The 14,272-nt window shown below is 45.4% G+C and carries 14 protein-coding genes; 9 read left to right on the top strand and 5 right to left on the bottom strand.

All coding sequences use genetic code 11. The features are described 5' to 3' along the window. Positions 1-52 precede the first annotated feature (52 nt). From sps_RS00850 to mutM, 7 genes are all read left to right on the top strand, one after another. Complete coding sequence (locus sps_RS00850) at positions 53-760, top strand: ABC transporter permease (protein ID WP_077750748.1); 708 nt, start codon at positions 53-55, stop codon at positions 758-760. Positions 761-763: 3 nt separating this feature from the next. Next, positions 764-1,483 (top strand): energy-coupling factor ABC transporter ATP-binding protein, encoded by a 720-nt coding sequence (locus tag sps_RS00845; RefSeq protein WP_077750747.1) that lies wholly within the window; start codon positions 764-766, stop codon positions 1,481-1,483. After that, positions 1,467-2,057, top strand: a complete 591-nt coding sequence (gene mobA, locus sps_RS00840) for a molybdenum cofactor guanylyltransferase MobA (RefSeq protein WP_077750746.1) — start codon at positions 1,467-1,469, stop codon at positions 2,055-2,057. The genes sps_RS00845 and mobA overlap by 17 nt, the downstream gene beginning before the upstream one ends. A 14-nt stretch (positions 2,058-2,071) precedes the next feature. After that, positions 2,072-3,871: a bifunctional molybdopterin-guanine dinucleotide biosynthesis adaptor protein MobB/molybdopterin molybdotransferase MoeA gene (locus sps_RS00835; protein ID WP_077750745.1), complete on the top strand. Its 1,800-nt coding sequence runs from the start codon at positions 2,072-2,074 to the stop codon at positions 3,869-3,871. Between the two features lie 75 nt (positions 3,872-3,946). Continuing rightward, positions 3,947-4,933, top strand: a complete 987-nt coding sequence (gene moaA / locus sps_RS00830; RefSeq protein WP_077750744.1) for a GTP 3',8-cyclase MoaA — start codon at positions 3,947-3,949, stop codon at positions 4,931-4,933. A 141-nt stretch (positions 4,934-5,074) separates the two neighbouring features. After that, entirely contained in the window at positions 5,075-5,542 is a 468-nt protein-coding gene (locus sps_RS00825) for a hypothetical protein (protein ID WP_077750743.1), read from the top strand. A gap of 50 nt (positions 5,543-5,592) precedes the next feature. Then, positions 5,593-6,408 carry a bifunctional DNA-formamidopyrimidine glycosylase/DNA-(apurinic or apyrimidinic site) lyase gene (gene mutM / locus sps_RS00820; protein ID WP_077750742.1) on the top strand — a complete coding sequence of 272 codons (816 nt, stop codon included), beginning with the start codon at positions 5,593-5,595 and terminating at the stop codon, positions 6,406-6,408. Between the two features lie 148 nt (positions 6,409-6,556). On the opposite strand, the gene sps_RS00815 is transcribed toward mutM, so the two are convergent. Genes sps_RS00815 through hldE form a run of 3 tightly spaced genes read right to left on the bottom strand, consistent with a single transcriptional unit; the run spans position 6,557 to position 9,972 of the window. Next, on the bottom strand, positions 6,557-8,050 hold the full coding sequence (locus sps_RS00815) for a capsule assembly Wzi family protein (RefSeq protein WP_077750741.1): 1,494 nt from the start codon (positions 8,048-8,050) through the stop codon (positions 6,557-6,559). A 3-nt stretch (positions 8,051-8,053) separates the two neighbouring features. After that, entirely contained in the window at positions 8,054-8,536 is a 483-nt protein-coding gene (coaD, locus tag sps_RS00810) for a pantetheine-phosphate adenylyltransferase (RefSeq protein WP_077750740.1), read from the bottom strand. A 5-nt stretch (positions 8,537-8,541) separates the two neighbouring features. Continuing rightward, positions 8,542-9,972 carry a bifunctional D-glycero-beta-D-manno-heptose-7-phosphate kinase/D-glycero-beta-D-manno-heptose 1-phosphate adenylyltransferase HldE gene (gene hldE, locus sps_RS00805; protein ID WP_077750739.1) on the bottom strand — a complete coding sequence of 477 codons (1,431 nt, stop codon included), beginning with the start codon at positions 9,970-9,972 and terminating at the stop codon, positions 8,542-8,544. Positions 9,973-10,456: 484 nt separating this feature from the next. Here hldE and rfaD point away from each other — a divergent pair, with 484 nt between their 5' ends. Continuing rightward, the gene (gene rfaD, locus sps_RS00800; protein ID WP_077750738.1) at positions 10,457-11,410 is read left to right on the top strand and encodes an ADP-glyceromanno-heptose 6-epimerase; all 954 of its coding nucleotides are present in this window, start codon (positions 10,457-10,459) and stop codon (positions 11,408-11,410) included. 53 nt (positions 11,411-11,463) lie between these two features. Here the strand turns inward: rfaD and sps_RS00795 are convergent, their stop codons facing one another. Both sps_RS00795 and sps_RS00790 read right to left on the bottom strand, forming a co-directional pair. Continuing rightward, on the bottom strand, positions 11,464-11,856 hold the full coding sequence (locus sps_RS00795; RefSeq protein ID WP_077750737.1) for an FAD synthase family protein: 393 nt from the start codon (positions 11,854-11,856) through the stop codon (positions 11,464-11,466). Continuing rightward, positions 11,853-12,923 (bottom strand): CDP-glycerol glycerophosphotransferase family protein, encoded by a 1,071-nt coding sequence (locus tag sps_RS00790; protein ID WP_077750736.1) that lies wholly within the window; start codon positions 12,921-12,923, stop codon positions 11,853-11,855. The genes sps_RS00795 and sps_RS00790 overlap by 4 nt, the downstream gene beginning before the upstream one ends. Positions 12,924-13,145: 222 nt before the next feature. Between sps_RS00790 and sps_RS00785 the strand changes: the two genes are divergently transcribed. After that, positions 13,146-14,261: a glycosyltransferase family 9 protein gene (locus tag sps_RS00785; protein ID WP_077750735.1), complete on the top strand. Its 1,116-nt coding sequence runs from the start codon at positions 13,146-13,148 to the stop codon at positions 14,259-14,261. Positions 14,262-14,272: the final 11 nt, after the last annotated feature.

Raw genomic sequence — 14,272 nt, 5'->3', positions numbered from 1 at the left:
CAGACACATTTGAAGGTCTGCATATGCCGTTATTTGAATCGGTCTATCACAGATGAATGAAGGCTGGTTAGCCCTTTTACAGCAGGCCTTGAGCCTGCTGTTTTCATTGGATCCCGAAGTGTGGTCCATCGTTTCCGTCTCTTTTTCTGTATCTTTTGCAGCGCTATTGATCACCTTACTGCCCTCTATGATACTAGGATTTGTGCTGGCTTTCGGACGCTTTCCCGGCCGCTGGTTTATCACCAATCTCATTCAAACCTTGCAATCAATTCCCACCGTGGTCATAGGCTTACTTGTCTATCTTATGCTAACCCGTATGGGGCCTCTGGGTGATCTTAGGTGGTTGTTTACGCAAAAAGGCATGATTTTAGGCCAGATGTTAATCTGTGCTCCGGTTTTAGTCGCCATGAGTCAGGCGGCCTTTACCAGTGTTGACCGCAGAGCATGGGAAACATCCCGTACCTTAGGCGCCTCCTGGATCAGAGCTATCTGGACCTTATGCAGAGAGTTAAAAGTCCCCTTACTGATGGCCGTTGTCGCTGGCTTCAGCCGTATCTTGACGGAAGTCGGTTGCTCCATGATGGTGGGGGGGAATATTGCCGACGTGACTCGTAATATCCCCACAGCTATTGCACTAGAAACCAGCAAAGGTGATTTTGCCCAAGCGATAGCCTTAGGTCTTGTGTTACTCATACTCTCCCTCGTGCTTAACTTCGCCTTAGGTATCCTCAGAGGCAAAGCCGAACCGAGGAGCCACTAACTTATGGTCAACTTGATAGCGCAAAATATCGAGATGTGCTTCGATGAGAGACAACTATTCACCATTGACAGAGTACAGCTGTCAGAGGGTAAAACCATACACCTTCAAGGCGATAACGGCAGCGGCAAGACCACCTTAATGAAGTTGCTCGCAGGTTTGCTGAAGCCTAGCAGTGGAACTATCACAGCTGAAGGATTCGCACCACTGCCATGGTGGCGTTCCAATCCTCTGTTGGGGAAGGCGGTTTATTTGCATCAGCACCCTTACCTGTTCGACGGTAGCGTCGAATATAATCTGCGCTACCCACACCCATTTAGCGATTTGAGTACCAATGAACTCAATCAACGCACTCAGATCGCAATCGAGATGGCTCAACTGACTCATTTGCATAAACAGGCTGCCTCCAGCTTGTCAGGCGGTGAGAGGCAGAGACTCGCCATAGCCAGGGCTTGGGTAATGCGCCCTAAGTTATTGATGTTAGATGAGCCCACCTCTAACATGGATAAATATTCTCAACAACTGGTGCTAGCTATGATCAATGAACTACAAGAGTTTGGCACAGGCATGCTGATCAGCAGTCATCAATCTTGTGCGCTGACCAGCTTATGTAATCAGACCTGGATAATAAAAGACCGAACAATTGTGTCATCGTCTGCTGCGATTAATCCAGCGAAGACAGCTCCAATAAACATACAGGACTCTCAATATGTCATTGCAAATTGATGCCGTTATCTTAGCCGGCGGAATGGCTAGGCGCATGGGTGGAAACGATAAAGGTCTAGTCGAGCTAAATGCACAACCTATGATAAAACATGCAATCGATCGGATAAAACCTCAAGTTAAGGAGATCCTGATCAACGCAAATCGTAATCAAACCAGTTATGCTGAGTTTGGTTACCCTGTTATCAGTGATGAAGATACAGGTTATTTGGGCCCACTAGCGGGAATGATCACCGCCATGGGGAATACCCAGGCAGACTACTTGTTAGTCGTGCCTTGTGACTGTCCCTTGCTACCGACCGATCTGGTGTCACGCATGCTGGAAAAGATAGAGAGCCAAGGTGCCGAGCTAGCAGTTGCTAGTGACGGCAAGAGAGAGCAACCCGTGGTCTTGTTGCTCAAGCCTGGACTAAGAGATTCTATGAAAGCCTTCTTAGATGCCGGTGAACGTAAAATAGATTTTTGGTACGCAAAACATCACTGTGTTGTTGCTGATTTTGCAGATCAACCCAATGCCTTTGTTAACGTGAACACGCCAGAACAAAAACAACAGCTTGCTGAGGCAATTGCCAAATAAATTTCGAGGTATAAATGAGCATTCCTTTTACCAATCCGCTATCGATCCCGGTACTCGGATTTTGTGCCTATAGCGGCACAGGAAAAACCACCTTACTCAAGAAACTCATTCCAGAGTTAAACAGTCGTGGTGTTAAGTTGGCCGTGGTTAAACACGCCCATCATAACTTCGATGTGGATATTCCGGGAAAGGACAGCTTCGAGATGCGCAAAGCGGGTGCTCGCCAGATGTTGGTCGCCTCCCATGTACGCTGGGCTCTCATGACTGAAAATGCGGTGGAAGGAGATCCTCAGCTACCACATCTGTTGCAACAGATAGAACAAGACAAGGTCGACATCGTTTTGGTCGAAGGCTTCAAGAAACTTGAGCTACCAAAAATCGAGCTACACAGAGCCGCACACGGCAAACCCTTTATTCACACTCAAGATGATAATATCCAAGCTATTGCCTGTTGTGATGACACCCAAGTCCCTAGTGAGTTACACCGCCTGGATATCAACAATGTCGCTCAGATAGCCGACTTTGTCATCGAATATATCGGCAAGTGGCAGGCATCTCCAGCTCCAGTACCGTTAGCAGCCTCTTCTGGCTGTGAATTCGAGATGAGTAAGACACTCTCCGTAGGACAAGGCATAGATAATATTCTATCCTTCGTAAAACCGATCACCGACACCGAGCAATTGGTATTAGATGATCTTAGCGGCCGAGTGCTCGCCGAAGATGCAATATCTCCAGTTGATGTACCACTGAATACCAATTCGGCTATGGATGGCTATGCATTCAAACTTTCCGAGCCTAGGCTCGAGCGCTACACCGTAGTCGCCGACGTGATGGCCGGACATCAATATAAAGGCACACTGCAGGACGGCGAAGCCGTGCGCATCATGACAGGTGCTCCAGTTCCTGCCGGTGCAGACACCATACAGGCGAAGGAGCTTGCTAACGAGCAAGGCTCAGAAGTCAGCTTCCAGGGAGAGATAGTCTTAGGCCAACATGTACGCTTAGCCGGGGAAGATATCGCTAAAGGCAAGACAGCGCTAGCAGCTCATAAGCGTATGCAGGCCTCTGAGCAAGGTATGCTGGCATCCTTAGGTTTTGGTCAACTTCCGGTATTCAGACGCCCTAAGGTCGCCGTTTTTTCCACCGGAGATGAAGTCTGCCAACCCGGTGAGCCATTAAAACAGAACTGTATTTATGACTCTAACCGTTTCACCATCAAGTCTATGGTGCGTAAACTGGGCTGTGAGGTGATCGATTTAGGTATCATTCATGACTCAGAAGATGCCCTCGCTGAGGCATTAAAACAGGCCGCCGTCGATGCTGATGTAGTTATAAGCTCTGGAGGCGTATCGGTCGGTGACGCCGACTTCATCAAGCTGGCCTTAGATCGAGTCGGTCAAATTAACTTCTGGCGTATCAACATGCGTCCGGGACGTCCCCTAGCCTTCGGCCAAATTGGTGACAGCCTATTCTTCGGTTTACCGGGTAATCCAGTTGCGGTCATGGTCTCCTTTATACAATTCGTTCAACCAGCACTACGCAAACTCGCCGGAGAAACAAACTGGCAGCCGAGCCTGGTTCCCGCCGTTGCCGATTGTAAGATGCGTAGTCGCGAGGGACGTACAGAGTTTATCCGAGGCGTCTACCACTTAGCTCAAGATGGCAAGCTACACGTTACAACAACAGGTGCACAAGGCTCAGGGATGCTGAGCTCTATGGTCAAAGGGAACTGTCTTATCATCATAGGTGAGCAAGATGATCAGTTGAATCCTGGTGATACCGTTTATATTCAACCCTTTGCCGATCTTCTGTAACTTAGAATATGCACTGCATATTGTCTGTATCAATCAGAAGCTTCAGCCGTTAGAGCCCTGTTGTAGGTAACTAGTATGAGTTTGATCGTCGATACCTTTGGTCGCAAGGTGGAATACTTGCGCCTCTCTGTCACCGACAGATGTGATTTTCGCTGTGTTTACTGCATGAGTGAAGATCCTTGCTTTCTGGAACGAGAGCAGGTGCTGAGTCTTGAAGAGCTGGCATGGGTGGGGCAAGCATTTACCGAGCTCGGTGTCAGCAAGATCCGCCTCACCGGTGGCGAGCCTTTGGTTCGCAGCGACTGCGACAAACTCGTCAAGCAACTCGGCACATTGCCTGGCTTGTCAGAGTTGTCGATGACCACCAATGGCTCACGTCTAACTAAGTTTGCCGATAAAATGCGCGATTCAGGCTTAAGCAGACTCAACATCAGCCTGGATACCCTCAAGCCAGATCTATTTACCGAGCTCACCCGCAATGGCAAGGTCGAGCGTGTAATCGCAGGTATCGATGCCGCCAAAGCTGCAGGGTTTAAACGGATCAAGATCAATGCTGTGATCCTGCGCGGTCAGAATGATGATGAGGTGTTAGATCTTATCGAGTTTTGCCGCGACCGGGAGCTGGATATCGCCTTCATCGAAGAGATGCCATTGGGCATTATCGATGAACGTAAGAAGAGCCGTCACTGCAGCAGCGACGAGGTCAAGGCCATTATCTCTGAGCGCTATCAACTCAGCGTTTCCAATAAACGCACAGGTGGTCCCGCGCGTTACTACACCATGTCCGGCAGCTCGATACATGTGGGCTTCATCTCTCCCCACAGCAATAATTTCTGTCATGAATGCAACCGAGTGCGCGTCACTGTCGAGGGACGCTTACTTCTCTGCCTGGGCAATGAGCACTCGGTGGATCTCAAGGCCATAGTCCGTGAGTTTCCCGGTAACATAAATAAACTAAAAACCGCCATCTTAGACGCGATTAAGCTCAAACCTAAGGAGCATATATTTGATGTGGAAGGCGAAGTACAGATACTGCGATTCATGAATGCCACCGGTGGTTAGCAACCTAGAACTAGAATAGTGACTCAAATGCTGAAACGTTAAGAGCTTCATTTGGATCGCTGTTGGCGCAGTCCGTGCCAGAGCCAACAGCCGATGGTTTGTGCTAGTATCTATTATCTTCGCATCAAGTTCTGAACCAATATGGCACTCTCACGGAAAAAGTGGAATAATATCATCATCCTTGCAACTATTATGATGATATCGGTTCTGACTCTATTAGATAACAAAACAGCTAATTTCCCCGACGATGCCTCGCCACTTTTCGATGAAGACTCTCCTTTAACTCAGCTACAGCTCGATAAGCTTTGGCTCAATAAGGGGACTTTTAGTTGGCAATGCCACCCCAATGTACTCAACTGTCAGTCTTGGGCTGAAGCTTGGAGTCATATTCATTTGTCACCATTAGGTCAGCCACTTGGAGCTGCCGATAATGAATTAGCACAAAAAGTGGTAATTCAAATAGCCAATAAATCTCAACCCCAACTATGGAAGTTTTTTGCCACATCAGGTTTACTCGAATCACCGGCTAATAACTGGTATCAGATCCCGCCTAGTCAACGTGAAGCTTTAACTCCGATCATCAAAGCGGAAGCTTTCATTGAGCAGTAGAGCAGGTATTAAGCCTATTATTTACAAAATATATCAAGTAGAGAATCAATATGCCTGAGCTTCCCGAAGTTGAAGTCACTCGCCAAGGAATAACACCCCACTTAGTTGAGCAGCAAGTGATCGGCTTAACAGTGCGTAACCCCAGTTTACGCTGGCCAGTACCTGATATTGCGCAGCAGATTGTCGGACAAGAGATACGTAACGTTCGAAGACGTGCTAAGTACCTGCTAATCGATACCGATGCAGGAACCACTATTGTACATTTAGGTATGTCAGGCAGCCTTCGAATTGTCCCCAAATCTACACCTGTAGAGAAGCATGATCATATCGATTTGGAACTCGCCAGCGGCAAGGTGCTCAGATATAACGACCCTAGACGCTTCGGTGCCTGGCTTTGGTGTGAGCTCCCTGAAGAAGCTCACCCATTACTGTCAAAGCTTGGCCCAGAGCCTCTGGAAGCCAACTTTCACCCTCAATACCTGTTTGACTCGCTCAAAGGCAAGAAAAAAGCGGTCAAACTCTGCTTAATGGATAATCATATCGTGGTTGGCGTGGGCAACATCTATGCTAACGAGGCCCTGTTTTCCGCGGGAATACACCCTCAAACTGAAGCCGGAAAAATTGATATTGAACGTTTAACAATCTTGGTTACTGAGGTAAAAGAGATATTGGCTAATGCCATCAAGCAAGGAGGCACCACCTTGAAGGATTTTACCAATGCTGATGGTAAACCTGGATACTTTGCTCAGAAACTGCACGTGTATGGCCGTGGAGGAAAAACCTGCACTCAATGTGGCAATCTACTCAGTGAGATAAAATTAGGCCAACGGGCAACGGTATTTTGTGGCATATGCCAGACGAGGTAGAAGGCTGAAAAACGCCTTCGAGAACACCACTATGTGGCTACGAGGACGTTCGCAGGCTCACGCAAGAGCGCAGCGAGCCGCTGAAACTAGGAACAAGGTGCGAACCTTACCGCTCTAGCACCTCGTCCCTCCTACCTAGCACCTTCTTTTAAAAACGATACTCATAAGTGCCAAATAAGCTGGCATCGGACTCACTCTCCTGAGTGTCAAACTCAGAGCGCGACACAGTACCACCAACACTCATCATACCTTTCCAGATAGGCATACGGTAACTAAGCTCTAACATCAACAGGTCTTCTTTTGGCCTTTGTTCCACCCAAGCACTTCCTGGGCTAGAGCCATCTTTATTTAACTGAGCATATCTAAGTATCGAAGTGATACCTTTGCTATCTTTGAACTGGCCAATTAAGCCTAGGGCATAGACTATCGCATCACTTTCATAGGTACTGCCGTAGGTTTTACCGTAATAGCGCGAGCCTGATTGGTAAGTTGAATGCTCATACATACAGTTGAAGCTATTATCATCTTCACCGCAGGCGACCATGGTATCGGTATACTCGAAGAACAACTTATACTGGGCATTATCGAAATTGAAACGCGTATCTATACCGCCAAAATGACCACAATCGACGATATCCCAAGGCGCAGAGCCTTTGGCATCTTCACAGGTTTTTTCGTAATAGATACCAAATGGGATATTGAACCAAGTATCGCTGAAACGGATATCATAGCCCGCCATCTGGTTCCCATAATTGGTACAACCTGCCTCACCTGCACCGCGACAATCACGCTGACCCGTTATCGATTTTAGTGCACTGTCCCAGCTACACTCCTCGCCCTCGCCACAAAACTGAGTTGACCAGGAAAAGCCAATCTCTAACTGCTGTATAGGGCGAAGTGAACTACGAAAACTCCACAATAATGGCTTAGATACAGCCCTATCTTCCTCTAATTGACTTATACCAGCTGTTAATGTCCAAGGGCCAAGCCAAGAAAGCCAAGGCGTTTCAAAGCCAGCAGCATTGTTTCGACTCACCATCACTGACGGCAAAGGACGTGCATTATTAGACCTATGTAATGCCGAATCAAACCCAGGCCCCCACCATTGCTCAATGGCACCAGCGGTAAAGATCCAATTGCCCCAAATCATAGCCATATATGAATCATCTAGGCGGAACTCTTCACCATCGGCAGGATTATAATGAGCCGATGCCGACACCTTGAAGGCAAAACGTTCGCCCATATATTCTTGGGAAACCTGAAGATCACCTTGCTCACGATAATCCGAACCAAAATGCTGGAAGCGCGCCGCATCGGTTGCCGCGGCCGCCTTGATACGGGTATTACCTCGGTTGCCGACAGCACTGCGGTAATAATAGTTAACCCTTGCATACGCCTCGGCCAAGTCTGGGGTCAAAATCGATGGCTCAACTTTAGCTAGGTCAACGCCAATACCTGACCACATCAGAGGATAGGTATTGACAGGCACGGTAATAACACCTGAATCAGCAAGAGCTTGAATATCAGCTCTGAGATAGATATCGGAGACATCCACCCAAGGCGCTGCCAACAAGGAAGATGAGAGAACCAGGCTAAAAACTAATCCCAGCTTGGCAAGAGAAGACTTAACAACTTTTATCATGACTTAACTACTTAACCTTTTTAACAGTGCCTTAGAGACTACAGGATGCACGAATTGACTAACATCACCACCGTGATAAGCAACCTCTTTCACTAAGGTTGACGAGATAAACGAGTTCTCTTCAGCCGGTGTTAGAAATACACTCTCCAGATCTGCACTAAGTCGACGGTTCATATTGGCTAACTGAAATTCATATTCAAAATCAGACACGGCCCTCAATCCTCGAACCAATACACTGGCTTGTTGTTCCTTGGCAAAATCCACCAATAATCCTGTGAAGCCTACCACCTCAACATTAGGCAAATGTGAAGTGACCTGTTTAATCAGATCCACACGTTGCTCCAGTGAAAACTTGGGCTGCTTAGAAGGATTAGCCGCGATACCGATCACCACGTGCTTAAATAACTTAGCCGCTCGCTCGATTAAATCTGTATGACCATTAGTCACGGGATCGAATGTCCCAGGGTAAATAGCTTTTGTGTGCATACCTGCTAGCCTTTCGCCATAATATTTTCGATAATCTTAGTGGTAGATATACCATCTTCAAAACAGAGGACTTTTACGATGCCACCAGCAGCTATCACTTCTTTGCCACCGGCTATGTCCTCAATCTTATAATCCCCACCTTTCACTAGCATGCTGGGTAATAGGTGAGAGATGATCCGTTGGGGAGTATCCTCGCTAAAAGGTACCACCCAGTCAACCGAAGATAGACCAGCAAGCACTGCCATACGCCTATCGAGAGGGTTAATCGGCCTTCCATCCCCTTTTAAACGCTTTACAGAATCATCATCATTGACCGCTACTATGAGTCGGTCTCCCTGAGCCTTCGCTTCCTGCAGATAGCTCACGTGACCAGCGTGGAGAATATCGAAGCAGCCATTGGTCATCACTACGCGTTCACCTCGCAATTTCGCCTGTTCAAGTGCATAAGCGAGTTGATCTTCAGAAACGACACCAAACCCCATCTCCCCATGGCTAAGAGCAAGAGCCTCGTTCAACTCTATTCGACTAACCGTAGAAGTACCCAGTTTTGCCACCACGATTCCCGCAGCAGTGTTGGCTATAGCACAAGCCTCAGCAAGCGAGCTCCCAGCTGCGATGGCGGTTGCGAGTGCCGAGATAACTGTATCACCAGCACCAGTCACATCATGAACTTCTCGGGCAACGGTAGGTATGTGCAGCTCGAACTCATCTGATGTTATCAGTGTCATGCCTTTCTCTGAACGTGTAACCAGTAAAGCTTCGAGTTCAAACTGCTTAAGCAGTTTATGGGCTTTCTCAATCAGATCGGCTTCGCTACTGACCTCACCAGCAATCATCTCAAACTCGCTTAAGTTTGGCGTAAGCAGGGTCGCTCCACGATAACGGGAAAAATCACTCCCTTTGGGATCGACTAACACCTTAACCCCTTGTGCCCTAGCCTGTTGAATGAAAGGCTGAGGATCGATAAGGGCACCTTTAGCATAGTCAGATAGCACTACTACATCGACAGATGACAGCTGTTCCAGCGCACCATTTAGCAAAGCGTGACTCTCAACTTCAGGATACGGCTCTTCAAAATCGAGGCGGATCAGTTGCTGACTACGAGACATCACCCTTAATTTAGTGATAGTGGGTTTATCTGCAACAATATGCCATTTGGGTTCAACCCCCAGAGCTTGTACGCCTATAGTTAATGCATCAGCGGTTTCATCTTGACCGACAATACCAGCTAAAGAGACCTGACCACCTAGTGTAGCAATGTTGAGTGCAACGTTTGCCGCCCCACCAGGCCGATCTTCTATGTGATTGATACGCACCACAGGTACCGGTGCTTCAGGAGATATACGTCCTGTTGGCCCTGTCCAGTATCTATCTAGCATGACATCACCGACGACCAAGACCTTAGCTTTTTCAAATGCAGGCAGAGAAACCTTCATAACACTCTTATCTTTTTCAAAATTAGACTCCGATTGTACCTAATTTTTCCAGTCTCTGTTACCTTTGCAGTCAATTTCTGATTAAGCCTGCTTATCGTAGAGTAAGACAATAGTTACACCTCTATCATTAAGCGAAATCTAATCTGTAAATCTATTTATCTGATGCCAATAGTGCAGTTTAAACCCTATAAAACTGTTATCATTTGCGATAATTCTTATCGTTTTCAGATTAAATATTTAGCGAAGATGCGGATAACAGCAGCGTTCTCGTTCTTTATGGGTCACATTGCCCCTGTAAAAAATCGTTATAAAACAAGCTAACATTGAAGTTCCCTTGTTCCTGCAATAGGCGTATTTTTACCACAACTCTGAATTTATAAGATTATCAGTCACCTAGATACTAATTGTGCTTAAATAAAGCAAGTTGTGAATAATTATCGCGATTTGAGATCCACTCAACTCGCCTGGAAATTGGAAGATAAATATGATTGTAGTCACAGGTGCCGCAGGATTTATTGGCAGTAACTTAGTCAAAGCACTCAACGATATGGGGCGCTGCGACATTATCGCCGTTGACGATCTCAGCGATGGTACACAGATGTTTAATTTAGCAGACTGTGAAATCGCCGACTATCTTGATAAAGATGATTTTCTTGCCAAGATAAAATCTGGCGACTTCAACGGTCAATTTGAAGTGATATTTCATGAAGGTGCTTGCTCATCAACGACTGAGTGGGATGGAAAATTCATGATGGAAAATAACTATGAGTATTCCAAGAGTATGCTCAATTATTGTCAGACGAATAATTGCCAGTTTATTTATGCATCTTCGGCCTCGGTTTACGGTGGTAGCGATAAATTCATTGAACAGCGCGAATTCGAGAAGCCTTTAAACGTCTATGCTTATTCTAAGTTCCTGTTCGATCAATATGTTAGACAGCAGGAATTAACCACTCAAGTTGCAGGCTTACGTTACTTTAATGTTTACGGCCCTCGTGAACAGCATAAAGGTGGTATGGCCAGCGTTGCATTTCACTTTAATAATCAAATTAAAGCTACTGAAGTCTGTCGACTATTCGAAGGTGTTGAGGGTTATCAAAACGGTCAACAGTTACGTGATTTTGTGTACGTCGAAGACGTAGTTAAAGTAAATTTGTGGCTCTGGAAGAACCCAGAGATATCGGGTGTATTTAATTGCGGAACGGGTGACGCTCAGAGCTTTAACGATGTAGCTAATGCCGTCATTGACTATCACGGCAAAGGCAAAATTGAGTACATTCCCTTTCCGGAGAAGTTGAAGGGTGCTTACCAACATTACACCCAAGCTGATTTAACTCGGCTTCGTCAAGCGGGTTACACTGAGGTATTTAAAACGGTAGAACAAGCAGTACCCGAATATCTGGACTGGCTTAAGTCACAGCATTTTATCGGTCAATAATCTGATTTTGAGAATCGCCAAATAATTTATGGCTTATTTGGCGTTCTATCTAATTATTTTATCTCACGAACCACTTCGATTAATAAAGTAGTGGAGATTGCTGGAGTACGAGGCAGGTAAATTACATCACAGAGCGGCTTTAGTTGATCAAACTTGCCTAGCCAATCATCTCCCATCACCAGACAATCCGCACGATGAACTTTAATATATTCCGCTTTTAGCTCAAGCGACTCTTCAAGAAATACTTCATCAACACATGAAAGAGCTTTCACTATACGCATTCTGTCAGCTTCATTACAGATAGGGTATCGCTGTTTCTTAGAAAAATTCAGTGCATCAGATGAAACACCAACAGTGAGATGAGCACCTAGCTCTCGAGCCCTCTCTATAATATTAAGATGGCCAATATGGAACATATCAAAGGTACCAAATGTAATGATTCTCATGAAACCTCATCAGATAAAAGATAGTCGACAATTCGTTGGCTACATAGACCATCGACCTTGCCTGCAAGCTCGTAACTGTAATTTGCTCGCTGCGTCGCGAATGACTTGGGATTAGCTATCTGCTGATCCACTACAGATTTCAACTCTTTATAAGACGCTGCATGCACAGCAACCCCAGAATATTTGTAAAGGTCTTCATCCATACGCTTATTGAAGCGGAATTTGAATATGCCTCTATAACTCCAGCGCAGATGATAAAAATCACACCAAACAACTGGCTTGTCGAGCGCTGCGAATTCAAATAGTGCAGAGGACGCATCACTGATTAGCAGATCTGCAGAAGCCATAAATGGCAGCAGATTAGCCTGCTCAATGGGTGCAAGATAGGCATTATCAAATTGACCCCAATGCTCAAGCAACTGCTTTTGTTTTTTATAATTGGATTTGCTCAGCGAGAAATAGTGCGGTTTGAGTAAAATATTATACTCAGCAAACAGCTGAGGCCAATCACGGCCCATTTTTTCAATGCTACTAGGATAAAATGTCGGCGCGTATAATAAGGTAGGTTTATTAGGATCAAGACCTAATACTTGTAGATCTAAACCTTGCTCTTTACCTTGAATAATAGGATCAAGCTTGGCATAGCCAGTATCAACAAACTGCTTGCTAGGAAACATCGACTGCAAGCGTTTTAAGCGGTATTCGCCTTCAACAAAACGAACATCAATATCTGATTCTGATACTGTGTAATAACAGGATTTAGGCCCAATCCCATGCTGCATCAAAGCCGTCCTACTAACTCCTTTTAACTTTGACGCGTTATCGAAAGTATTACCAAATATGATCCACTCAGGTTTATGCTCAACATAATAAGCCAAGGCCTGCTCAACATTTTCTACCCAAATCACAGTCAATTTATGCTGCTTTACTAGGGCATCTAATGCGGCTTGTTGATCTTCACTGCGGTAAACAACAAAGTGCACCAATACATCACGAGCTGTTAATTCGTCCATCACTGGCAGGTATTGCGGTAAATAATAGGGATGCAGCATGTCAAAGCAAATCAAAATAGACCTTCTTTACTGAAAATACATATAAGAATTAGATTAACGAATCTAGTAAAGTTCCGTAGATCATAACACACCTATGCATCTAAGCTATATCTCAGAATCGAAGGTGCAGGAGACTAACTCAAGAACGAATTGAAACACCGCTTAATTACGCAAATCTTTTTAAAATATTACTTTTCAAGGTATGCTTACAGCAACAAAAATTACCAACTTCAGTTTATGTCGCTAGTATCCGATGAACAGTTTCAACAGTGCCAACGCCTTTTATTCATATCGCCAGTTGCTTTAGGGGATTTTCTCTACCTAAAGACGTTTCTTATCGCGTTAAAGCAGCGTTACCCTCATATCGAACTTGATATATGGTTGGATGACAACAGGTGTAATTCTGATAGTTGGCGCCTTTCACGCAGTAAAATTTTGCAGCAATGGATGGAAACTGAAGGCTGCTTTACCCGTAGCTATGGTTGTACCGACTCCATTGAGGCGCGCAAGGTGCAAATCGAGCAAGCTAAATCTCAGCAATATGATCTGATCATTTGTCATTCGGTGAGCAAAAGCCAGCAGTATTCTGAAATAGCTAGAACCATTAGTCCAAGTGCCTTTATTGTATCTAGTCTGCCTAAACGTTCTGCTTGGGGCATATTCGATAAAATACTCTACCGCCACTCAGATCGTGTGTTCAGCCTCAACTCCGATGAGCTACCTATTAATCACCATATAACCGATCGCTATGAAAATATTTTCAACCATATCACTGGACTACAACTAGCAAAACTTGAATTGATGCCAGAGCTAGTGGTTCCCAAAAGTGTTGAACCTATTACCGATATCTGGCTATCAAAACAGTTCGATGATCCAAGTAAACAAGGTCCATTAATTTTCTTGAATCACCTTTCTACTAACGCTAAAAAAGATTGGCAACTATCTCAGCTATTTGAATTAATAGAGCGTATTTCAAAAGATGATGTGAACTATCGCTTTGTGATCAATGTGACTAAAGAGAACTACCAACAGGTAGCGTCAAGCACCAAAGAGTTTGTTGAAAGCAGCCAACGTCAAGTTGCTGTGTTTACCGTACAGGAGCACTTTTTCGAGCTACCTTCCCTTATTGCACGTGCTGACTTTGTGATCACAGTAGATACTGCAATTTTGCATTTTGCCTTCGCAGCTAAAAGACCTCTACTCTCCATGATGCGACAAAAGAAGCCCTATTGGGCACCACCAGCAAGTCCGTCCTCACACGTCTTGTATGCCACTGAGGGGAAAGGACATATTTCTGATATCTCTGTTGAAACTGTTTATCAACAGTACGTAAAGATGACAAGGGTTAACTAATTAAGGTATTC

The sequence above is a fragment of the Shewanella psychrophila genome (assembly GCF_002005305.1).
Taxonomy (GTDB): Bacteria; Pseudomonadota; Gammaproteobacteria; order Enterobacterales; family Shewanellaceae; genus Shewanella; species Shewanella psychrophila.
This window is presented reverse-complemented; position numbering and strand designations above follow the sequence as displayed.